This is a genomic window from Chitinophaga oryziterrae, from assembly GCF_009758125.1.
Classification (GTDB): domain Bacteria; phylum Bacteroidota; class Bacteroidia; order Chitinophagales; family Chitinophagaceae; genus Chitinophaga; species Chitinophaga oryziterrae.
In genome coordinates this window covers 358,137-381,449 of record NZ_WRXO01000004.1, presented here as the reverse complement: position 1 = coordinate 381,449, position 23,313 = coordinate 358,137, and the positions used below count along the sequence as shown (strand labels likewise).

The following is a 23,313-nucleotide window of genomic DNA, read 5'->3' as shown; positions in this document are numbered from 1 at the left end:
ATTTTAAAGTTTTGTATGAATCATAGATTTACCGGCATCAGCATATAAACTGTCGGGATTAGAAAGCAGCGGTTTAACGGCCATACCCGGCCTTAAATTACCTACACCTTCTACTACAATCTTATCACCCTTTTTCAGACCGCTTTCCACCACATATAGATTTCCTATAGGGTTTGCAGATACACTTATACCGGTATTTACAGTACTATCTTTATCGTTTAGCGTATAAACAAATTTTTGGCCCTGCATATCATAAGTGGCATTTTGAGGAATCAGCAAAGCATTCTCTATTTGAACGGGTACTTTTATCGTAGCGCTGCTTCCGCTGAGTATTAAGCCTGGTTTGTTGGGGAAATCAGCCCTGAAACTTACTGATCCTGTTTCTGTACTGATCAGACCACTGACTGTAACAATTCTTCCTTTCTCCGGATACTCCGTTCCATCAGCAAGTATTAATGATACATCGGCCATGGTAGCCAGTTTTTCTTTAAGAGTCGCGCCTTTTAGCGTTCTTGAAAATTCAAGCAGTTGTTTTTCATTTAAAGAAAAGTATACGTAAATGTTATTCGTGTTATAAACAGTGGTAAGTGGGTTCGCCGATGTGCTGCTTACCAGACTGCCAACCTTATAGGGTATGGTTCCTATAACACCGTTAGACGGGCTTGTTAAATAGGTATAACCTACATTCACGTTAGCGTTAATCAGTTCGGCCCGGGCTGATGCCAATGAGGCTTTTTTTGAATTTAAGGTATACTGTTTTGATTGTAACTCATAATCGCTGATGATCTTTCTTTCTACCAGGGGTCTTACCTTTTCTACATCCATTTCTGCTGTCTGAACATCGGCTTCTGCTATTTTAACAGCTGCAACGGCACTTCTTACAGCGGCTTCGTATTGCGGGTTCCGTAATGCAAACAATGGCTGACCTTTATGCACGGTTGCTCCCTCATCTACAAATATATCTTGAATAAAACCGTCAACTTTGGGACGTATTTCAACATTCTGCTCACCTTGTACAGTAGCAGGATAGCTGTAAAACATGGTAGCTGGTCCTGCGTATACTTCTGCAGTTTTATAAGGCACAGGTCCGGTGGGGCCACCCGCTCCCGGGCCACCGGCCTGGGGTCTCCCCCCGCATGAAGTTAACGCTGTCAATGCTGCTGACAATTGAAAGATCAGTAGTACGGTGTTCTTTGTTATGGGCATTTTCATACTTATATGCATTAATTGAAGTGATTATTAGCGTGTATCCTTTTAATTGACGGCACAAAGTTGAGCGTTAGACAATCGTTAAAAAATGTCTGTAAGGAGTGAAAGCATGTGTATATGTCGCATTAACCATTTACCTGTATTCAAATGAGCCATTTAGACATATTGTTACCACATACAGACATGGATGCATCCCTTTTTAATACCAATATTTGTATTGCTTTTACAAGCAGTTAATCTTTATAACATGTCATTGAAAAATAAAGTCGCGGTTTTAGCGGGAAGTAAAGGGGCAATAGCTATAAGCATTGCAAAAATGCTGTTGAAAGAAAATGCAATTGTTATAGTACCCGCGCAAAGCGCAAAAGATCTGTTATGGATCAAACAAATTGAAGCAGTTACCGGCAGCGGTTCAATCATCACCATGCTGGCCGATTATCCCGATTTTTATAGGGCGGAGCAAATGACAGATGATATCATCGAACGTTTTGGCAAAATAGACTTGAGTATTGCCTGCTTTGAAAGCTCTTCACTCACTAAACCTCTTAACCAGGTAGAAATTACAGATTGGGAGCGCACTATTGAACAAAATATAACCGCTTTTTTTGTTGCGGCCAGACTATCCTTTATTGGTATAAAAAAATCCCGGCGAGGTATGTTTATCAGTATCGATTTCACCAACCATACTTTAAAAACAGAGCAGGCTAAACTTACCCGCTTATCGCTATGCATGCAAAAGGAAATGGCAAAAATGTTTTTCGAAGAAATAAAGGATACGAATATGGAATACTATCATTTGTATGTAGATCCTAACAAGAAAAAAAACAAGTCTCAAAATAATTATATCCATCCGGATGAGCTGGGAGCACTAATACTGGATCTATACGACGGCAATACAAAAGGTAAAGACCCGCTGTTTCATTGGATGCATAATGATCATTAATCAATAAATAAATTATGGCGCACACTCAAAAGAAGGTAGTAATAGTAGGCGGTGGTTTTGCCGGGTTAAACCTGGCTAAAAATCTACAAAAAAGATCCGGTTATCATATTACATTGATTGACAGAAATAATTACAATTTTTTCCAGCCGTTGTTATACCAGGTGGCTACGGGCTTTTTAGAGGTTTCCAGTATAAGCTATCCTTACCGCAAATTGCTGCAGGGTAAAAAGAATATTAACTTCTATTTAGGCCGGCTGGTCGAAATTTTACCGGCAGAGAATAAAGTATTGCTTGATGCAGGTGAGATGGAATATGATTACCTTGTTTTAGCTACCGGTACTAAAAGCAATTATTTAAACCTGAAAAACATCGAAGCAAATGCGTTACCCATGAAAACATTGGATGACGCTATCAATATGCGTAATTATCTGCTTCAGCAAATTGAAACAGCCACCAGGGTAACAGATATTGTTGAAAAGAAAAAGTTAACTACTACCGTTATTGTAGGTGGCGGGCCAACAGGGATAGAAATAGCCGGCATGCTGGCCGAAATGACAAAAAGTATTTTCCCCAAAGATTATCCTGAACTGACTGATCATGCCGGCGGTATCTATTTGGTAGATAGTCATCACTCCTTATTATCTGCCATGAGTGAAACCTCACAAACCTATACTTATAATAAATTACAGGATATGGGGGTAAACATTAAGCTTGGCGCACGTGTAACAGATTATGTAGATGATTCATTAATGTTATCTACGGGTGAAATTATACCTGCTAAAATTTTAATATGGGCTGCTGGTGTTACCGGCGAGGTATTTCCAGGCATTCCCCAAAGTTCATATGGAAATGGGAACCGTTTAAGGGTGAATGCGCACAATACTGTAAATGGGTTCTCTAACATTTTTGCTATTGGCGATATCGCTTTGCAAACCAGCGATCCAAACTATAGCAACGGCCATCCCCAGGTAGCACAGGTAGCTATGCAGCAGGGTAAAAATCTCGCTCATAATTTGATGGCTATTAATAGTAACAAACCCCTTAAATCATTTACTTATTTTAATAAGGGATCGATGGCTATTATTGGCAGTAAAAAAGCGGTAGCCGATATGCCAAAACAAAAAATGCATTTCAACGGATTCATTGCCTGGGTGATGTGGCTGTTTATACATTTAACCTATTTAGCCAATCATCGTAACCGTGTTAAAACTTTTTATAACTGGATGCTGGCCTATTTTACAAAAGACCAGGTATTACGTATGATCATCAGACCATCCTCAAGAACGTAAATTGTTAAATTCCATAAATAGGGATTGAGAAGAATACAGAATCTGGTTTAATTTAATTAATTTGGTTTTCATTCGTGTTAATTGTCATGTTAAGTTTATGAAAGCCAATTCTCCTTCTATTCACACTTTTACCATAAGTGAAATGAGTATTGATGCTGGCCGAAAGGACCCGGCTAAAGATTTTCTTACTTTCAGGAATGATGAATTTAAACCCAGGGAGGACATATTAGGGAGACCTTTACGTTCCAATCATTTTTCGATCGGGCTGGTAATTGAGGGGGAAGTGGATATTCAAATCAACCTGATTAATTACCATATAAAAAAGAACAACCTTGTTGTTATTCCTTTCAATGCTATACACCAGTTTCAAAACCATAACAATGAATTCATCATTATAGCGGTTAGCTTTTCGCATGATTTTTTAGGACAGGCCCGATTTGGCGAAAAACATATATCATCCTTTGGTTTCTTCTCCTTACAAAATAACCCTTGTTTATTACTGCAGCAGGAAGATGCAGATGCATTACATGACGTTATAAAGATGTTGCGTAAAATGGAGGATCCGGCATATGAACATCCGTTTAAGACCGAAATAATTCATCATGGGTTTAATATTTTTATGTTTGAAGTAGCTGCTTTGTTTAAAAAGTACCGGCCGGATGAGCAGGTAAAAACAACCAGGAAAGAAGAGATATTAAGATCATTTGTAAAGTTGCTCTTTCAGCATTTCAGGGAAGAACGCGGGGTACAATTCTATGCAGATGCGCTCTATATAACGCCTAAGCATCTTACTAAAATAGTGAAAGAAATAACCAATAAAACCTGTGGTGAAATGATTGATGAAATTGTGATTATGGAGGCAAAAATAATGTTGGATGATCTCGGGCTGTCAGTTGCGACCGTAGCGGAACAATTACAGTTTAGTGATCAGTTTTTCTTTAGTAAATTTTTCAAAAAACATACAGGTATCACTCCAAGTAAGTATAAAGGCGCAGCAAAATAAAACCTGTCAGAGCCAGTCTTAAGAAGTTCATATTAACGCAACTGTTCTCATTCCCTATCGCAGGTAGTGACTCAGTTTAAATATTATAACAGCGTAGATTGCCAGATGTTGTTGATCATAAATACACTGCATCTGACTGTTGGTGGTATCGGATATCTATCGAAAACAGGTCTTCTGGTCAATAGCACAAAATTGAGAAAAAATACTATCTTCAAGTTTTAGGTTCATGATTTCCCCGTGCGCCTACAAAAAGGCTAATTTCCTACACGAAGACATACTTATGAATAGAATTCGGGTTAAAATTCTTTCCTTATTTTTTTTGTGCATCATAAATGCATTTCTGTGCCTGGCGCAAAATGAAGAAAGTATCATTACCTTCAGGCAAAACCTCAGAAACGACCTTCCAATTTTTAAGCAGTTGATCACGTCTCTTCATCCTATATATAATAAGCCGGGTATAAGGGAACAGGTTTCCAGAAAAATCGATTCTCTCTATCGTCTTGGTCAGCCTATGACAATTTCTCAGGTGGCATCTGTTTTCAAATATGTCGACATAGGCGATTTCTGTGCTGACTCTCATAGCTACTTTCAATGGCAGCAAACGGGATTTAAAGTTTGGCCTTATGCAGTCCGCATTATCGGCAACAGTCTTTATATCAACCAGGACAGCGTGGATATACCTTTCGCGGCGGAGATCACTGCCATCAATGGGCACACGGTAAGACAGCTGCTCGACGCTCTTCACTCCTCCGGAAACAGGTACGGGGCCGATTCAGTAATGGATCTTTCGGGAATTGAGGCAGCGTTGCCCATCATATGGTCGGAGGAATATGGGCCACAGAGAAGCTTCGATGTTGAGTACAGGTACGAAAATCAGAAAAGACATGCGACAGTTGAGGCTATTCCCATGGAGACTTATTTGCAGGTTATGTATCCCAGGAGAGTGACCCCCTCTGCTTTCTGGAAAAGCAAGGAAGGAAAAGCGATAGATTATGACATCGATAAGGCAAACCGCACCGCTACCCTGTATTTGAATACTTTCTACTTTCCTCCGGATACATTGAAGACTTTTCTGGACAGCTTCTTTGGTAAGTTGGGGAGAGATAGTATAGGCCGGTTGGTTATTGACCTCACCCGTAATGGTGGCGGCCTTATGAATAACGTGCCGCTGTTATATTCTTATCTGACAGATCGCCCCTTCAGCTTTTCCCTGACATTGAGTGCGGATAAGAAGGATATACCCTACCGTAAATATCTGACGGGAATCAACTACAGCCCTTTAAACGGGCAAGTGTCCCGTGATGCAGAGCGGGCATTGTGGGGCGGCTTCCGAAAGACCGCGACGAAAACGTACGAGAAAAAGCTCTTTCAGACGCCTTTGGAACCAGTAGCAGCAGAGAAGCGGTTTACCGGGGCTGTGTATATTCTCATTTCCGGGCAGACCTATTCCGCAGCTTGCGCCTTTGCCACCCTTGCCAGGGTGAATAAGCGGGCGCTTTTATTCGGCACGCAGGCCGGCGGTAATGTGCATTTCATGAATGCAGCGATATTATTGCAATATCGGCTACCCAATAGTGGATTGGTATTTTCCGTTCCCGCCTGCTACGTTAATCTTGATTTTGCGGATAGCTTGCCGGAGAATAAATGTTCGGTAGTCAAGCCGGATCAGAATGTAACTTCAACCCTCATATTACAGATGTTTTTAAACAGGAACGGCAATCCGCCTGCTTTGAATAAGCTTCTTGAATACAAATTGGATTAACGTCAAGGTCCGACATCGAAAACAAAATTACCTATATTGAAAAAGATCGACCTGGAAGACAATAATTCACAAATGGGCAATACAATTCCATCAGCAAAAAGCCACGTATCAGTTTCATCTCAATGCACACATCTTATCCGTAGAACGTATACTACCAGTAAAATACATCTGTTTTTTCAAAGGTTACGTCCTTTATAATAGTACACAAAATGTATTTTACCGGGAGCATACTTTTACCAACAGGTTCATATGTAGTGAAGATTACTCATAATGGAAAGACATATACGAGAATAATTACGAAACAATAGAGACACTTTGAAATAATAAAGGGTTTCAGCAGATTTGCTGAAACCCTTTACTGTGAATACGATCCCAGGTACCTGAACCACAGGCCAAATTGATGCAAAACGGTTGTTCTAAGTCCCTAAAACTGTTTCGGTTTCAGTTTTTGGGCTGCAAGTTCTGCTATTTCACAAATTCGTTTTTGCCTCGTTTCCGGTCGTTTCGCAAGAACGAGCCATTGCAAAATGCTTTTCCTGACAGATTTACTTAAACTTAAGAAAAAGTCCTTTGAACCTGACTTTGCTTTGAATGCTGTTTGCAGGTCGTTGGGTATTTTCAATTCTTCTACATTGTCCAGAATTGTCCACCAACCATTTTGTTTTGCAGTTTCAATGCTTTCGTAACCAGCTTGCGTCATAAGATCTTCCTCAATTAATCGCTGCACCTTTCCCTTGTTTATTTTTGACCAGACACTATTGGATTTTCGTTTGCAGAAGAATTGCATAAACGTTTCACTGTCTATAGATTTCTTTGTGCTGTCTATCCAGCCAAAGCAAAGGGCCTCGTCAACAGCATCACTGTAAGTTATTGTTGGAACACCAGACCTCTTTTTATAATAAACAAGCCAGACAGATTGTTTTGAATGATGGTTTTCTTTTAACCATTGTCTCCAATCTTGTCTGCCTGCCGGGCAGAAAGTTGCTATTCCCTTTTTCAGCATTCCTTCTATTTCATTGTAACCAAAATGATACTCACCATCAAAATACCTAATAAATGATAGGTCCCACTTATAACTCCATAGAGGATTGGCCGGGGAATATTGGGATTGATGGCAATATTGACGGTATTGGCAACCAGATATCCAACACCAACAAATAAAGAAAATTCCAACGCAGCGCTAAAAGACTGAATATGCAGGGCATAAATTAAAACCGCAGTTGCAATTGTAATCACCAGAGAGCAAAGTGCAGGTCCGACTATAAAAATAGGTTTGTTTGGCAAAGTTTCGTTATCACGACCCAAAGAAATTTTGTACTGCTTACTGAAAAACAAGGTGAACCATAAAGCTCCGAGTAAAAAATACACAACAAATGCGACTAAAACGCTAATCCAATTTAAGTTTGCTAATTGACTAATCATAATCTGATTTTTGAATTTATGCTGCAAATCTAAATTGGTCTTGTGACAGCCCTATGTCAGGGGTTAATGATAACGATCAAAATATTCTTGTAAGGTCATTTTGTGAGGGGAAAACTTCTCGGTAAGAATATCCAGTTTTTTAATCCTGTCAAGTCGAAAAAACCGAAACTCATTACGCAAACGGCACCACGCAACTAATAACCAATTCTCATGTGTACTTAACAATGCAAAGGGTTCGATCAATCTGCTTGTGGCTTTGTCCGATTCATTGGTATATTCAATTTTTGTCAGACAAAAATTTGTAAGGGCAAACTGCAAATCAGATAGGTTATTGCTATTTTTCTCACTATTAATGTTTTGGCTAAACCGGGTCCGCTCGGAAAGCAGATTAGCTTTGTCTTTTACATTATGCCCTAATACGGCTTTTATTTTCTCGATAGCTTCTGAATAGTCTTTAACAAAAGAAGCGTCTTTGTTTTTTAATACTAGTTGCTCCGCAAGGATTAAAGCGTTGGCCTGGTTTTCGGTAAACATAACAGGTGGAACTCTGTATCCTTCCATTAAGGTATAACCTTTGCCCTCTTCAGTCAAAATTGGAACTCCTGCTTGTTCCAATGCCTTTATGTCCCTGTAAATCGTTCTGATACTTACCGAAAATTTGCTGGCCAATTCTGTTGCCGTCAAAAGTCGTTTCGTTTGCAATTGGGTTAAAATTGCCGTCAGTCGCGAAAGTCGTTTTGTATCATTATCATTCATTATTGAAACTTTTCAGAAGTTGGATTTTTGTTTATGATGTATGGTACAGCTTTGTTTTCATACAACTATAATTATGATATGCATAAAAAGAAGCTGCCAGTGACAGCTTCTTTTTTATTACAAACAGATAAATGCGTTTATGGCAGGGATTACATATTATCTTCGGTTTTCTGTTTTCTTTTAAAGAAGAAAGAAAAAGTAAATGTCAATAACAGAGATATGAATATGCATGTCCCTATTCTCTCTACGGAGAGTGGAGGGTCCATAATTCCGAAAAATGCAATAAACACTACCAGTGTTAATGCGAACTCAATAAAAAACATTGTTATCTTTTTATACTTCTTCATAAACCGTATTTATGACCAGGCAAATAAGGACATTAACAAATAAATGACTAATTTGAGTTCCCTGGATTTTGTTTGTATGAATATAAGTATATTTTTATATTTTTTTTATATCTACAGGCCGAATCTTATCATGCAAATAACAAAGCTGCCGGATGAATTGATGCGGGATAATACTTCGCTATTAGCTGAATATCATCCATATGTTTTAATTTTAATAAACCAAAAGCTTATTTGCTGGCTATAAATATAATGTACAAATGAATAAAGATCAAACGCCAACAGAAATTCCGTCTTCGACAAAAACTGATACAGGTATTTTAATTGAGAGATTGCTAAGAGTTACTGCCGGCACCGACCACCGCCTAAGTGATATGGCGGATAATAAGGCTCAAATATTGATCACGGTGAATTCTATCATCCTCTCCGCTGTTATCAGTCTGGTCCTGGGACGCTTAAAAGATGTTCAATATCTGGTCCTGCCAACTTTCATTCTGCTGGCAACCAGCCTGCTTACTTTGATCCTGGCTATTTTAGCTACCAGGCCTTCCCTTCCTAAAGGCAAATTCACGGCATCGGATATAACCGACAAAAAGGTGAACCTGCTTTTCTTTGGGAATTTTTATAAAATGAAAATAAAGGAATATGCTGCTGGTATGACCCAAACCCTGGGAGACGAGGAGTATTTATATCAAAGCCTGATCAAGGACGAATATGCGCAGGGTGTGGTATTAGGAAGGAAATACAGGTTATTGAGAGCGGCATACAACGTTTTCATGTTCGGATTGATCATTGTTATTTTTGCGTTCCTTCAATCCGTATTCCATAATACAAATCTGTTTGTTGGATAGTGTCTCTTTAATGATATTATCCAATCAAATACGCTAATCCGTCTGTAACTATTTCACAGACATCGCTTACCTTTTTTTGCTGGCACAATGCTTTGAATTGATCTCTGATTTTCCCGTAGTCATTATGAATGGGACATGGCCGGGTAGCAGAACATTTACTTAAGCCAAGCCCGCATTCATTAAAAACTTCCTTACCATCAATAGCGTCTACAATATTAAAGAGTGGTTGGTGCATTTGTTTTGCTGTAATATAAAACCCGCCGTTGGGTCCCTTGACGCTGTTAATCACTTTCTTTTTTACCAGGGTTTGTAACATTTTACCTACAGTATGTTCGCTGGCATCTATATAATCTGCAATTTCTCTGATACCGGCTTTTTCGGCCGATTCAAATTTTGATGCAAGGTAAATAACTGCTTTAATAGCAGTTTTGCAGGTAAGGCTGAGCATTTATCTTTCGTTTAAAAATTCACGTCCTTCTTTTGAAATCATTTCATGATTCCAGGATGGATTAAATGTTAATTCTATGGTTGGATCATATCCGGGGAAAGCAGATTTTAAGGTTGCTTTTGCAGCATCTGTAACGGATTCACCCATGGGGCAAAATTGTGTGGTTAGCGTCATCATGCAAAATATTTTCTTTCCTATTTCATCAAAATCAATTTGATAAATCAAACCAAGGTCTACCACATTCAATCCAATCTCAGGATCCACTACATTCTGCAATACTGCCAATGCAACTGTGCTTTTTATATTGCTGTTGTTGATGATATTCATACAAAGACTGGTTTATGCATCAGCAATTTTATTACATTCACGTTATACAATAAGGACGTGCATACTAATAATGCTGCCGCAACTTGCCGCACATACTCATATCCCAGGAAAATACCTGCCGTAAACAGTATAAAGCCCAAAATGTAACTTATTGCCATACATTGAAAAATGCGGTTATTGAATAAGTCTTTAGGATTCGGGGAACCTCCCCTGCCAGCCAATTGATGATATACTTTATTCCAAACAATAAAAGGCAAGGTCTTAAAAGTCATTCCTAAAATAATAGCAGTGACCCATCCAAAAAAAATAATAAACCCATAAGCAATCACCAGTTGGATATTTTCCGCAGATGACATTATTAACAGAGCAACAATGACAATAACGAAGATGACAGGCAAAAGCATCATCAATACAGAAAGCAAAGAAACCTTCATCTGCTCATCCACCTTTTTTCGAATGCGTTGCTGATATGACTTATAGCAGTAATTACCAAATAGCACAATAGCTATTGCCACAAATGATAATGGGAAAAGTAACAATGATCTGCTGCTTGTATATAAAAAAATAAAAACGAATGCCAGTAGCCCTCCATTGATCAAAGCATATATGCTCCAAAGCCTCCGCGGATTATTGTATTTGGAAATAAGGAACATAGGGATTAACCGGGAGCCAACCCCGATTATTAATAATAAAAACCACCCGATAATGCCAACATGTGCATGTAACGGAAGAAACTCAACAGAGCTGGCCGGCATAAAATGATAGTTAAAATTATATACAAGCATTAATCCTACAGTCGCAGTAGCCAATAGCCAGATCGTGGCTGTTAAAACAAAAATGGCATGAACATTTCTATGCCTGCTTTTTGTAATACTCACAGCAAGGTTAATAAGATAAGCAATAATGGCTAAAAAAATTAATCGCCCTCCCCATTTAGCAGGCCATCCCATATTAAATAAATAAAAACCATACACTAATAAAGGAATACCTATGGCTGCAAGTACAAATGAAGTATAAGCCAGTTTGTTACTATACAACTTTCCTTCTATCAATACCGGGACCAGTTGATGACCTGCACCAAGAATTATCATAGTCCCCCAGCCAAGCGCCATGATATGCGTGATCGCCAAAGCATGGGGATGAAAATAATGCTCAGTAATAGAAGTTGCAGATAATAGCAGTAAAATAGTTGCCACAAAAAAGGCAACAGCGGCATACAGATAAAACGGAAGTACAACCCGGTAAGAGGTAGTCGTGGACGTTTCGGTATTTCCAGTGACAGTAAACATATCAATCTTTATAAATTAGCAGATTCACCTCTTCATCGCTGATTTCCCTGATGTGGTAACTGAACTTTTGTTCTTTCAGTTCGGACAAAAGAAAAACCGGGATTCGCTTATGATAAACAAACAAAACTTTCTCAGCCGGTAATGTTTCCAATGCTTCCATTATTGTAAGCATAGGCAAAGGCATTTCCAGGTGTCTTACGTCAATAGTCTCCGGTTCGCCATTAAAACGTTGCAGGACCTCATCCCAGCTCTCTGAATTTCGGCTCACATTATCTGCCGGATTCAACATCGTATTTGTTTTTTTATAAAAATACGTTTGTACCAGTTCGTCAGTTACAATTTCACTATAAGATTCAAATCCCTGCCTTCCGAGCAGGTGCATCAAAGGAGTCGGTTCAAAACTGTTGACGATCTTAAGTACCTGCCCTCTGTCAAGCGATTTCACCTTCTGCAGGATAATGTTCAGCGGGTCCTTTCCCGCTTCAATAACAGGCCGGACATCTAATTCAATGATTTTGTCCGGGGTAATATCCTTCAGGAAACCGGGAACCGGTTCTACTCCGGCTTTCTCACCCAGGCCAAGGTTATCAATCTCAAAACCTAATGGTTTGAGGACGTTGAAAAAATTATCCACCCCGCAACCCCCAATTTTGGATGCCATCGCAATACTGGCCCTGCCTGCAATTACTTTTCGTAACAGCGGATTTCTGAGTTTGACAAATTTTGGAGAAATACTTACAATGGCCTCCAGGGTTTCGGGGTTATGCCTGATTAAAGCGCCTATTTTAGTATTGACGTTGATAATCATCTTTATCAGAATTATGGTATAAAACTAATGTAAGTATCCTTATCTCACTTGAGCATCCACTTTACCAACTAACCCAAAAACATCTTCCCATTCTTCATAGATTTAATTGTTGTTCTATTTCCAGTGCTTTTGGGAACAGGATATTATTTTCCAGGTGAATGTGCAAATGCAGGTCCTCTTCAAATTCATCCAGCATATGGTACAGCAGGCTGTAGCTGGCGCAGGCATCCTCAGGTAATAAATAATTGTCAGATAACTTCCTGATTTCTTCAAGATTCTTTCCAACCATTTCATGTTCCATCTCCATCATACTGATCGGATTCTGTACCGTTCTGAAATGTGTTACATGCAATGGCTGTGCATTATTTTTGGCGGCTTCCAATTCTTTAATATAGGGGAACAATACTCTTTCTTCTTTTACCATGTGCGCCATTAATTCTGTATTTACATCTTCCACTAATTGATGGATGCGTAACAACTCAGGATGATGATTACCATGCACCTTCATCACTTTGTCCGCATAAGCCCTTATATCGGGTAAGGTTTTCTTTACGTAAGTATGGTGCGTGTTGACGATATAATCAGCCAGGAAACCCAGGCTCCAATCCCCGTATGGCAGCGGGCGGGAAGATGGTAATTTATCAGCCTGCTGAAGTTCCTGTTCAACTTTAGTTACATCTAATCCCTTTTCTGCACAGGCTTCCTTTACGGTTTTCTTCCCTCCGCAGCAAAAATCAAGTCCATACTTTTTAAATACCTGCGCTTTGTGTAAATCTTTGGCAACAATCTGTCCCAGGGTCTCATCATTCTCTCCTGTAATTCGTTTTGAAATTTTCACTTTCCACAACGCAGGCCCTTCTTCCAGGTATTCCCAGGTAAAAATATTGCCTCTTTCACCCAATAATTGATAATAAAGAGGTTTGGGATCATGATCGTTATGTATGACTAAGCTTTCACCTTCTGTCAGTTCATCAAACCGGGCGAAAATAGTAGGATGCTTTTGCCTTGGTTCAAGGATAGTTACATCAAGAATATTTTCAATTACTGCTTGCATATTGTATAGTTTGAAATTATTTGATGAAACAAAGATCAAGCAATAAAAGTATTTAAATGCTTTTATTATCGGGTATTTTGACTAAACTGACGACAATCATGTTTTTACCCAGTATCATATGATAACGGTCAGGTTGAATAAATAAATCCCGGGGATTTTGGGGTAAACGGTCATGGCATCAACCTATTACCAGGTTCTATGACATTCAATCAGGATCAATCACTATCGGATTATGCGGGTTAACCAGAATAGCCCCTTCCTGCAATAAAAATTCAGATCTACTGTTTTATCTTTCTTCCTTCATTAATTACTTCTTGATTAACGGCTCTAATCCTTTCCACTTCCATTTTCTCAAAAGCGCGATCGTATGTTAATATCCCATTGACCTCATGTTCAACGTCGGTAGTTTGCGTATAGATTGCAACACTCAATCCCTTATATTTCATCAACTGCTCAACCTGATCCATCAGGAGTATGTAGCGGTCAGTGAGGGCAGATTTTGTAGGTTCAAAACCGTAGGCATTATTTTCTACGGGCCACATATGCCCTCTTACAAAGAGGCCCAGGCCACCAAATTCGCCTAATGACGCAGCTCGTTTTTCATCAGGCAGGGACGCTCCATTGGGACCTATATAAATATGGGTATCTACAAAATCGCCATTTCCCGGATCTCCATATGCTTTCTGATAATCGGGGTTATTATTAAATCCGGAATTACCGTTCACCAGTCTTGAGGGATCATATCTTTTTACCCAATCGGTAATTTCTTTTACATCGAATGCGCCCCAGTTTTCGTTAAAGGGAACCCAGGTAATAATGGATGGCGAGTTATAATGATCGTCGATAATGGCTTTCAATTCATTTCGGAAAGCAGACCTGGTTTTCGCGGTGTCTTCATCCTGATACCATATCGCCGGCATATCCTGCCATACAAGTAAACCAAGTTTGTCCGCCCAGTAATAAAATCGTTTGGGCTCGGTTTTCATATGTTTTCTGATCAGATTAAATCCGGCCCTTTTGGTAAATTCAATATCATATTTTAGTGCATTTTCTGTTGGTGCAGTCAAAATACCGTCTGGCCAGTAACCCTGATCAAGCATGCCGATCTGCATCACGAATTTATCATTCAGTAAAGGTCTGACTACACCGTTTACCTTATCCAATCTGACATCACGCATTCCAAAATAACTGGTTATCTCATCTGTGACCTTACCATTTTTATCGCGTAAACTAAGTTTAAGGTCATACAAAAAAGGCTCATCAGGAGACCACAACTTCGGATTTTTAATGGGAAGATAAAATGTAGTACCCGCCTCTCCTTTAACTTCAGTAATCACTTTGTCGCCATCAAGTGCAATTGCAGATACCTGCGCAGGATCAGCATCCACCAATACTTTTAAGCGGCTGTTTGCCAAATCAGGAAGTATACGGATATCTTTGATATAATTTTTATTAACCGGTTCAAGCCATACTGTCTGCCAGATACCGGAGGTAAACGTATAGTCACCCCTTGGACCATTTTTACCGGATGGAGTCCTCCCGTTATTCGGATCATGCGCAGCAACGATTAGTGTATTATTTCCTTTACTCAAAAATGGTGTAATATTTAAACTAAAGGCATCATAACCGCCTGAATGCGTCCCTGCTTTTTGTCCGTTTACAAATATGGTTGCGTCATGGTCAACTGCCTCAAAATGGAGTATCACCTGCTTATTGTTCCAGGAAGCAGGAAGCTCGAAACGCCTGCGATACCACATATTGATTTCCTGGCTGCGCTTAATACCCGAAAGGAAGGACTCCGGGCAATAAGGAACAAGTATTTGTTCAGTGCTATTCTCAAAACTGATCGGTTTTGAAGGATAAAGAGCAATCGCCACCTGCTGGCCACCCATATAATCCCATTTACCATTCAAACACATCCAATCGTTACGCTGCAATTGCGGCCGTGGATATTCAGGGAAGGGAAGTGAGGACTCCATCGCAGATTTAGTCCATTGGGTAGGTAACTCGGGGATCTGCGCGACCAGACTTTCGAACGTGCTACAAATCAGCAATACAAAACAATAGGCAAATTTCCTGATAATATTCTTCATGGCATTTTTTGAGAAAGGAGACTATAATTTTCAACTAATTACATAATATTTCCGGAACGTAATAACTTTATTTTTAAGATTGCTGTTCCTCCAATTCTTTGCAATCTGGGTATCATCTCCATACTCAGTCCTAAACCATGCACAATATCCTTTCATTCGGATTTTTCTCACTTTACTGCTTATTACAGTCAAAACTCTCCCTTAGTCCTTTCAGGTTTGTCCAGACCGGATTAGTGAAAGGTTGTGGTGAAAGCTGATGGAAAACAATTGTATTAATCATTCCCGGACATTTGATAACGTGTACCATACAATTTAGCACCATAGGTTTTTTAGCCATATAATCAAGCATGGTGACAGTACCGGAGTAAGTGGCCGCATCGCTGCCTTGTGGTTTTCCAAGTTTCCTTATCCGGGTGTCTGTTTTGGTGACCATACTCGCAGGAATGTTCCGTTTTTCTATGTTCCGGCTGATCAAGCCATCGTAATACGCATTTAAATTTTTATCAATGATTTCAGCATTGATTTTCTGCGCTCCTTCTATATACCATAAAAAGGAATACGACCAGTAATTCTGATTACCAGGTTCGCCCCAACCCTGGGCAAAACGGATATCCTCTACGCCTTTATAAGGAATAGTGGGTGCAAACTCAATCGGCATCGCGAAACGCTCGATTCCCCATCCTTCGACAGGCAAATGGTATGGAGCCTTCCATGTTTCAGGATTGAAACTGTTTTTTTCCTGTCCGAATGAATGCAGGGACCAGAGACAGAACAGTAAAAGAAAAGGTTTTTTCATATTCATTGGATTTATGCCCAGACAACATGTGCCACGGATGTTTGCAAACAACAATGACTATGCCTGTCTTAAAGAATCGCGGTAGCTGCAAATGTGGGCGATATTATGACAGCAAAACTGTTCATGAATGAACGGTCTCTGTTCGTATTCGTACATAGAAATGATAAAAAGGGTATTTGTAGCAGTGGCTGCCGGTTATATTTACTCCGAAGTAGAGGGTATAGCAAGAGATTTCGTAAGGCTATTGCTGAAAGCTGTGCGCTAAAGTACAGGCATTACCGATGCGACGTCTATAGTGGCAGATGGGTTAATATAGAACTTCTAGAAACCCATTCCCCAAATGGAATAACAAAATGCGTTTTGTAAGTCTGGATGCGGTAATGGCTTATGATTCTCAGAATCGCCGGGAGAGGAAAATGATAAGGCCTTTATATATTTATTTTCTATTATTACAATAGCCAGCTCCCTAAGGGGAACTATGATACTAAATGCATGATTCATCACTTTTGCTCCGGACTCCTTCATGTTGATGTTTGCATAAGGACCGACAGGCTTATTAATATAAACATCAGTATTATCTGGACAATCAGGGAGATAACCGGTGATTAGCATCTGTTGGGTAAATGCAGTTATGGGTAATAACAGCAATAACAATATTTTCTTCATTTGATTCCTTTTACTATACATCTTATAAAGGGTATGGCCATTTTACATGACCATACCCCAATAATAATGGATTTCAATTTGTTCATAGCTACCTATCTGAAAGAGGCTTAGTTTGCCCCCATCCTTTAAAGGAGAGTCGTGTTTTATCTATACCTTTTATAATAAGAGCATCCATCACTTTTGTTCACCCAGTAGAGATGCGATAGAATAATGGGGCTAAATAGAAGTACTCATTTAATTTGAATAATGCCTATTCGAAGCAGCCTTTTGTTATTTTATCTGTCCCAGATATAAGCTGTTTGTACATAATATGCTATTCTCCGCTTTAAATGAGAGGTAGGTTTCTATCACTATTCCCTTCCACAAATCATGGGGAAATTTTAATACATCCGTCCCTATTCTTCTTTCAGCACCAAATAAAGTATATACTGCTTCTTTTAAAGAGGGTGCATAAGCTATCAGTATTACGCGATCATTGTAATGCGTATAACCCTGGTCGGGTGTCCATGAAAATCTTAATTGATCCCCTTCTGCCATCACTGATGCGTTGATCCCTTCAGTGCTCATTGGGCCTTCTGTAAATCTTACGTTTGGATAATCTATCTGGTAATCGGGATATTGTCCTATAACGGCATTTTTAAATTGGTAAGAGGACGCTAAATTATTGGGGGTTTTTGATGTTCCTGCAGATGCATATTGAAAGCCAATGTTTATCAAATCTGTAAAGTACGGATGTAAAAAATCAGTTACGGCCTTCATTTTTCGCAGTGGAGCCAGTTGCTTTTCTGAAAGTGGTTTATTGCTCTTTTGACGGCGCGAACGGAGAATATACTGACCTCTGAGCATATAACCATTAAGGGGGCCTAGTACTCCTGATATGCCTCCTAAAACGCCATTTTTTAAACGTGCCATTGTAATCTGTATTGAAGGGTTGAAACAAGGGTTACTATAGACTGATACTATTTCCAGGAAGGAATGATAATTACCAGGCTAACACAGGCAATTTAATGAATACCGGAGACTATTTCTTGTCTGATTTAGTTATAATAAGCAGGTACTAAGCGGCAGGTAAGCAGCACATAAACAGGAGGTAAACAGGTGTTGAGCGAACTAACACCTGTTTACCTCCTGTTTATGTGCTGCTTAGTACCTGTTTACTATACTCCCCTCATCAGAAAATACAGCGTTCCTATTAAATGAAGAGGTCATCCCCGTCTGTTGTTAAAGCTATTGGGGGTACGCCTATATTATCCCGAACATCTATAAGGTGGGCACTTTCTATCAGCTTTTCAAGGTGTTTCTTTATACCAAGCATATCAAAATCTAAAGTTTCATCGAAGAAACTACTGCGGGATAGGCCCATAGAGAATAATTCGCGCAATAATTCCCGCCATTCACCCAAAGATAGAAAGGAAAAGAGTTTTCCGAAAACTAAATAGGGGCTAGAAAACTCTTTATACGTAAGACTTCTGGAAAAATTGTCCCATGCCTCGCGGGGTGAAACAGATTGCTTTTCTTCCCTAATAAGCCAAGCACAATATAAATGCGGAGTCATGGAACTTTATTTCCGGCTGATCTTTAGATTACCGATTACAGTGTCGCATTAGTCCTTACCTCAAGAGCTATAGCTAAATCAACTTCGAATGCATATCTTTCAGTAAAAATTTCCATTAAAACAGTACAATTATGGTATGTCAGATTGAATAACGATTTTTATATAGGAACGATAGTGAGCTCTCAAAAAACAACGAGTCTTTATACATTTAATGTCTATTTACTTTGAAACTTTTTATTAGCCATGGGAATACATGAAATTATTTTACAGGAACTAAAAAGATTCGAAGATGATCCTCAAAGCGTTATTGATTCAGAGGATAACATACTTTCGATTATAAGAGCTAAAATCCCTGAAGGAACGGAAATTGATGACTATTCTATGGCCGAAGTGCGTGCATTTTCCTTTATTGAAAACAGTGATTATGGACAGAAAAACTGGAAGACATATTTTGGTCCAACTTATCACGTTATATCCGATAATGAGTATGTAGAACATTTCAAGCTCTCCGATATAACCGATAAAACAATTGGTTATTGGGAAACAAGATCAATATCCTGTAAACATCCGGCCCTGATCGCCAGATACGCCGGACTAGTTTGGGTGTTTAAGGGTAAGCTGACCGCAAAAAAGCCAGAACCTAGTACGACAGGAAAGCTATATATAGAAAGCCTAATAAAATGTTTTAAGGAAGGACGTTATTCTAGTTCAAATTCCCTATACACCAAATTGAGAAGAGCCGCAGAACTTGCATCAACACTCAAATTTGAAGATTTAAAAATGGAAGCCATCGATTCCATCATTGATTTGGAAAATGCTATTGTACGGATGGATCTAGCGGGTACCTGGTTACGAAGTTTTGAGATTCTTGTCGACAATAAACATATTCCAATATCGGATGAGATGACAAATAACCTTATTGAAAGACTCGAAAATGCCTTTATGTTATGCTTAGAAAAAGAAGGGCAACGTTCGTATGAGCGACACTCCGCTGACGAGGCATTCAAAGTTCTGGCAAAATATTATCTTCGACATAAAAGAACGGATGATTTGATAAGAATAGTTAGTAAAATCCATAAAGTATATGATGAGTTGATTGATAATGCCGAAGAATTTAGAAAACATATATTGACCGAAAAGCTATACTTCCATATTAAGAAATATGGAAGTAAGGATCAAATTAACGCTCTTCTGAAAAGATTGCGAAAGAACGAATCAACCCTGATCCGGCATCTAAAGCCCTACAGTATTGAAATGGAGATCCCAAGGGATGTATTCATTCATTATTCTGAAAAAGCCCTTGCGGGTTCTTTTGAAGAAGTACTTCATAGGATCGCGTTGGAATCTATTCCAAATACAGATCTTATTCCAACCCAAGCACAGGGCATTTATGATTTAATCAACAAAAGTATACACGATGAACATGGCAGAAAATTGTCCAGCATCAAAGGATTAAAAGAAGATCCAGAAGGCAATAAAATACACTCTCTTTCTAAGCATCTTGACCTTTCATCGGTATTTTTAAGAGATGTTATAAAAAAAGGAAAAGAAAGACATATAATTACATTAGAGAATGTCATGTCACACATGCGGCAATCGACTATTTTCTATCCAGAACGTCATAAGATACTAGAAAAAGGCATACATGCATTTCTAAAAAGAGATTTTACTATAGCAATGCATCTTATCATACCCCAGATTGAATCCGCATGTCTAAATTTACTAGATCAGGCAGATGGCAACGTCAGAAGAGAAGGTAAAAATAATGGGATGAACGTGAGAATGTTTGACAGCATCTTATCTGATCACACATTTGTTAATACTGTTTCACCAAACACTGCAACCTACCTACGAACTGTCTTAACCTCAGACCAGGGCTGGAATTTAAGAAATATTGTTTGCCATGGTCTTTCAACTGGTCAAACCTTTTCGGAAAAACATGCAAACAGGCTGTTCGTCATTCTGCTATACCTTGGGGTATACGTGTATACGGATCATGTTCCCGAACCTTAGCTGACCTTTTAACCTGCTCTATCAGCCAATCAAAAGATTTCACGATATCCCATTTTGGCTAATGTTATGTAAGTATTGGACATCTTTGAATAAGTGATGGCTGCTTCTTGTGGTTGTAATTTATGTTGTTTGAGGTATAATTTCTTTAGTGATTCCGCTTTAAGTAATAGTGCCATTGGATTAATAGAATGGTATTTGAGTACTAGGTCGCAACATTTTAATATGAATCCGTCGGTATAATTGTGCGTTTGAAATTCATAGCCTTTGGCTAGGTCTAGAACACATAATGCAATGGACTGTTGATTACTGAGAGTATCCATATAAAGACCATTACGAACAGCTTCTGATGGCGTATTTGTTGTAGTCATTATCCAAGCGTCAGTAGGGAAAGTACCACTAGTTAATTCGGTATTGTACCAACCATGTTTTTCGCTGTAGTTACGAATATAAATATGATTAGGTGCTAAGGAGAGCCAACATTTGACGTGCAATTCATCAGCTAGAATCTTATATAGATAGACAAGACTATGGCAGTTCCCTGTATGAGTTAATAGTAGTTTGAAAACAAACATGTTGCTCCATGCATCCTTAGCAGAAGGGTCATCCTCATCATATTTGAATGGGAGATGTAATGTAGGAAAAGAATCAGATTTGTTGATGAATATAGAAGTATCACATAATAACTTGAAAATTGCATAATTTCCTATAAAGTTTACAGAATCAACTCCTTTATCTTCATTAGTAATATTATCTATGTTCAGCTTGCAAAGTAACGCATATTCAGTAATAAAACCCTGAAATATCTGTTTGCTATATCTATTGGCCTTGTAGCAATTTTCTGCAATAAATACAGCATTCTTAAAAGAAGAATTATTCTTAAGACAAGAATCTAATAGGTCATATGATTGTTCATAGCTTTTTTGGATTGATGCGTTATTATCCGTTTGAGCATAAGCACAAAAGAAAGTATTAAATCCCGAGGTATATAAAATTAAAATGAGTAGTTTCTTACTGATCATAAGGTGTTGCTAATTTACAAATCACCGTGTCGTAGGGTTTCCCAAAAAAAATAACTGTATCGGGAATATTTTGGGCCTTGGCATTTATAACAACTCCTTCAAGCAAAGAATTAATTCTTCTTTCGATCCTATTATAATCTTCTTTGGTTAGGCTTTCTTTTCGTGTTACCCAATTCATAGACATTTGTGGATTATACACTTCTTCAAGGTGAAACAGTCCAATTGAGGAAAGATGATATGCTTCAAATGGACTATCAGCAAAATAGGCTATTTTATTTATGTCTGGGAAGTATTTCAAATCACCTCCATTAGCTAAAAAGGGATACCCTTTGGATGTGTCAAGTTTACTATTGATAGTATCCAGATATCTATAGACTAATTTATCATTTACGTTAGTAGTGATTTTTAAATCCATAAGAGGAACCCTATTGCCTGCTTTGTATAAATTATTGCAAGAACAGAAAAATATTATCAATATCACAATTGAGATGCGCATTCCGCAAATTGCTTTCATTCTATAACTTATTTAGAAGGTACTATAGGTGTATTATTATCTTCGTTCCACATTCCTGCTTTCCTACTCCAATCTCCGTTCTCATCTTTTTCCATGTATTTATCCAGAAATAAATTATAGTTATAATTCATATCCGATGTTCCAAAAACTCCTTTATTTACATGATTAAGAGCTTCCTTCGAATAATTTTGCTGCATCCAGAAGGATATTGCTCCCTTTTTACTACCTACTACATCGCTGAACAGTGTTGCACCTCTCCATGCTGCTTTTCTTTCACCTGTAGTAACAGCCTGACCATTATAAGGATCACTACTTCCTGTTTTATATTTATCCCTAAAATCATTCCACCCATTTAATGCTGCTTCATCTATAGGAGTTGTTCCCCAATCACCAAATAAGGAATTTGCACCAACTGCATTTAATTTATCATACGCAAGATCATGTTGCTGAGCCAAAAAATCCACCTGATCTACTGCTGGCAAATCATAATTATATGTATTACTACTACCCAATCCATCAGTGTTTGGATTAAAAAGAGTGGTAGCACCCATATAGTTCCCATATTCAGTACTTATTCCTAATGCACTTGCATTCCTCGCAACAAAATATGCATTCTGCCCAACTTCTTTGCCTTCAACCTGATATTTCATAATATATTGAACACCTTGCCCTAAACTGCCATGGGCATTATGTTGATTAGCATTATACCATACATAGCTGGCGCTCGCAAGGTTTCCTAATTCCGGGTTATTGTTTCTTTTATCTAAGTTGAAAACATAGGTATATGTTACATATTCCATACCATCAAGATCAATACCATCAATGGGTCTGTTACTTGCATATTGATACGGACTTAACATTGGAAAACTCCCTGTAAGAGGATCTGTACTTAAAAACCTACTGCTGGTAGAATTATCAGGTCTCCTTCGGATCTCAGTATTTTCATCCATTAAATGGACGACCTGCATTGTATTGATATTTATTAATGCGGTACCGATCTTTTGGATACTGTCTTCATCAAATAATTCTGTATACTTACCACTAGTCAAGGTTGCAATACTTGCTTTCTTACCAATCTTTTTGTATGGATTTTTATTTTGGGCAATTGATGATATAGAAAGTAGAAGAATGATAATTAAATTCAAAGGCCTT

Annotated in this window: 25 protein-coding genes; 7 read left to right on the top strand and 18 right to left on the bottom strand. The window is 38.6% G+C overall.

From position 1 onward, the window contains the following. Positions 1-3 precede the first annotated feature (3 nt). Positions 4-1,212 (bottom strand): efflux RND transporter periplasmic adaptor subunit, encoded by a 1,209-nt coding sequence (locus GO495_RS16600; RefSeq protein WP_157300836.1) that lies wholly within the window; start codon positions 1,210-1,212, stop codon positions 4-6. Positions 1,213-1,456: 244 nt separating this feature from the next. On the opposite strand from GO495_RS16600, the gene GO495_RS16595 reads away from it, so the two are divergent. From GO495_RS16595 to GO495_RS16580, 4 genes are all read left to right on the top strand, one after another. After that, positions 1,457-2,152 carry an SDR family NAD(P)-dependent oxidoreductase gene (locus tag GO495_RS16595; RefSeq protein WP_157300835.1) on the top strand — a complete coding sequence of 232 codons (696 nt, stop codon included), beginning with the start codon at positions 1,457-1,459 and terminating at the stop codon, positions 2,150-2,152. Positions 2,153-2,166: 14 nt separating this feature from the next. Further along, a complete protein-coding gene (locus GO495_RS16590) occupies positions 2,167-3,441 on the top strand; it encodes an NAD(P)/FAD-dependent oxidoreductase (protein ID WP_157300834.1) in 1,275 nt (424 codons plus the stop codon). Positions 3,442-3,538: 97 nt separating this feature from the next. Then, the gene (locus tag GO495_RS16585; protein WP_157300833.1) at positions 3,539-4,444 is read left to right on the top strand and encodes a helix-turn-helix domain-containing protein; all 906 of its coding nucleotides are present in this window, start codon (positions 3,539-3,541) and stop codon (positions 4,442-4,444) included. A gap of 418 nt (positions 4,445-4,862) precedes the next feature. After that, on the top strand, positions 4,863-6,206 hold the full coding sequence (locus tag GO495_RS16580) for a S41 family peptidase (protein WP_157300832.1): 1,344 nt from the start codon (positions 4,863-4,865) through the stop codon (positions 6,204-6,206). A gap of 424 nt (positions 6,207-6,630) precedes the next feature. On the opposite strand, the gene GO495_RS16575 is transcribed toward GO495_RS16580, so the two are convergent. From GO495_RS16575 to GO495_RS16560, 4 genes are all read right to left on the bottom strand, one after another. Continuing rightward, on the bottom strand, positions 6,631-7,209 hold the full coding sequence (locus GO495_RS16575; RefSeq protein ID WP_157300831.1) for a YdeI/OmpD-associated family protein: 579 nt from the start codon (positions 7,207-7,209) through the stop codon (positions 6,631-6,633). A 5-nt stretch (positions 7,210-7,214) separates the two neighbouring features. Continuing rightward, on the bottom strand, positions 7,215-7,628 hold the full coding sequence (locus GO495_RS16570) for a DUF1761 domain-containing protein (protein ID WP_157300830.1): 414 nt from the start codon (positions 7,626-7,628) through the stop codon (positions 7,215-7,217). A 63-nt stretch (positions 7,629-7,691) separates the two neighbouring features. Continuing rightward, a complete protein-coding gene (locus tag GO495_RS16565) occupies positions 7,692-8,384 on the bottom strand; it encodes a helix-turn-helix transcriptional regulator (RefSeq protein WP_157300829.1) in 693 nt (230 codons plus the stop codon). 149 nt (positions 8,385-8,533) lie between these two features. Beyond that, positions 8,534-8,731, bottom strand: a complete 198-nt coding sequence (locus GO495_RS16560) for a hypothetical protein (protein WP_157300828.1) — start codon at positions 8,729-8,731, stop codon at positions 8,534-8,536. Positions 8,732-8,988: 257 nt separating this feature from the next. Here GO495_RS16560 and GO495_RS16555 point away from each other — a divergent pair, with 257 nt between their 5' ends. Next, positions 8,989-9,579, top strand: a complete 591-nt coding sequence (locus GO495_RS16555; RefSeq protein WP_157300827.1) for a Pycsar system effector family protein — start codon at positions 8,989-8,991, stop codon at positions 9,577-9,579. Positions 9,580-9,595: 16 nt separating this feature from the next. On the opposite strand, the gene GO495_RS16550 is transcribed toward GO495_RS16555, so the two are convergent. From GO495_RS16550 to GO495_RS16520, 7 genes are all read right to left on the bottom strand, one after another. Next, complete coding sequence (locus GO495_RS16550; protein ID WP_157300826.1) at positions 9,596-10,027, bottom strand: RrF2 family transcriptional regulator; 432 nt, start codon at positions 10,025-10,027, stop codon at positions 9,596-9,598. Continuing rightward, positions 10,028-10,354, bottom strand: coding sequence for a metal-sulfur cluster assembly factor (locus GO495_RS16545; RefSeq protein WP_157300825.1), 327 nt, complete (start codon positions 10,352-10,354; stop codon positions 10,028-10,030). After that, positions 10,351-11,643: a heme-copper oxidase family protein gene (locus GO495_RS16540; protein WP_157300824.1), complete on the bottom strand. Its 1,293-nt coding sequence runs from the start codon at positions 11,641-11,643 to the stop codon at positions 10,351-10,353. The genes GO495_RS16545 and GO495_RS16540 overlap by 4 nt, the downstream gene beginning before the upstream one ends. 1 nt (position 11,644) lies before the next feature. Further along, positions 11,645-12,451: a DUF2249 domain-containing protein gene (locus GO495_RS16535; RefSeq protein WP_157300823.1), complete on the bottom strand. Its 807-nt coding sequence runs from the start codon at positions 12,449-12,451 to the stop codon at positions 11,645-11,647. A 94-nt stretch (positions 12,452-12,545) separates the two neighbouring features. After that, positions 12,546-13,505, bottom strand: coding sequence for an iron-sulfur cluster repair di-iron protein (gene ric, locus GO495_RS16530; protein WP_157300822.1), 960 nt, complete (start codon positions 13,503-13,505; stop codon positions 12,546-12,548). Between the two features lie 278 nt (positions 13,506-13,783). Further along, positions 13,784-15,598, bottom strand: coding sequence for a glycoside hydrolase family 2 protein (locus GO495_RS16525; protein WP_157300821.1), 1,815 nt, complete (start codon positions 15,596-15,598; stop codon positions 13,784-13,786). A 172-nt stretch (positions 15,599-15,770) separates the two neighbouring features. Continuing rightward, positions 15,771-16,394: a hypothetical protein gene (locus tag GO495_RS16520; protein WP_157300820.1), complete on the bottom strand. Its 624-nt coding sequence runs from the start codon at positions 16,392-16,394 to the stop codon at positions 15,771-15,773. A gap of 127 nt (positions 16,395-16,521) precedes the next feature. On the opposite strand from GO495_RS16520, the gene GO495_RS16515 reads away from it, so the two are divergent. Then, a complete protein-coding gene (locus GO495_RS16515; RefSeq protein ID WP_157300819.1) occupies positions 16,522-16,659 on the top strand; it encodes a hypothetical protein in 138 nt (45 codons plus the stop codon). Positions 16,660-16,715: 56 nt separating this feature from the next. Here GO495_RS16515 and GO495_RS16510 read toward each other — a convergent pair whose 3' ends face one another. The 3 genes from GO495_RS16510 to GO495_RS16500 form a co-directional block, all read right to left on the bottom strand. Beyond that, entirely contained in the window at positions 16,716-17,060 is a 345-nt protein-coding gene (locus GO495_RS16510) for a hypothetical protein (RefSeq protein ID WP_157300818.1), read from the bottom strand. Positions 17,061-17,330: 270 nt separating this feature from the next. Then, positions 17,331-17,972, bottom strand: coding sequence for a DUF6266 family protein (locus tag GO495_RS16505; protein ID WP_157300817.1), 642 nt, complete (start codon positions 17,970-17,972; stop codon positions 17,331-17,333). Between the two features lie 280 nt (positions 17,973-18,252). Then, positions 18,253-18,615: a hypothetical protein gene (locus GO495_RS16500; protein ID WP_157300816.1), complete on the bottom strand. Its 363-nt coding sequence runs from the start codon at positions 18,613-18,615 to the stop codon at positions 18,253-18,255. A 243-nt stretch (positions 18,616-18,858) separates the two neighbouring features. Here GO495_RS16500 and GO495_RS16495 point away from each other — a divergent pair, with 243 nt between their 5' ends. Continuing rightward, entirely contained in the window at positions 18,859-20,628 is a 1,770-nt protein-coding gene (locus GO495_RS16495; protein WP_157300815.1) for a DUF4209 domain-containing protein, read from the top strand. 29 nt (positions 20,629-20,657) lie between these two features. Here GO495_RS16495 and GO495_RS16490 read toward each other — a convergent pair whose 3' ends face one another. Genes GO495_RS16490 through GO495_RS16480 form a run of 3 tightly spaced genes read right to left on the bottom strand, consistent with a single transcriptional unit; the run spans position 20,658 to position 23,306 of the window. Beyond that, positions 20,658-21,647 (bottom strand): hypothetical protein, encoded by a 990-nt coding sequence (locus GO495_RS16490; protein WP_157300814.1) that lies wholly within the window; start codon positions 21,645-21,647, stop codon positions 20,658-20,660. Continuing rightward, on the bottom strand, positions 21,637-22,161 hold the full coding sequence (locus GO495_RS16485; protein ID WP_157300813.1) for a hypothetical protein: 525 nt from the start codon (positions 22,159-22,161) through the stop codon (positions 21,637-21,639). Before GO495_RS16485 ends, GO495_RS16490 begins: the two co-directional genes overlap by 11 nt. Before the next feature lie 8 nt (positions 22,162-22,169). Further along, positions 22,170-23,306 (bottom strand): RHS repeat-associated core domain-containing protein, encoded by a 1,137-nt coding sequence (locus GO495_RS16480; RefSeq protein WP_157300812.1) that lies wholly within the window; start codon positions 23,304-23,306, stop codon positions 22,170-22,172. Positions 23,307-23,313: the final 7 nt, after the last annotated feature.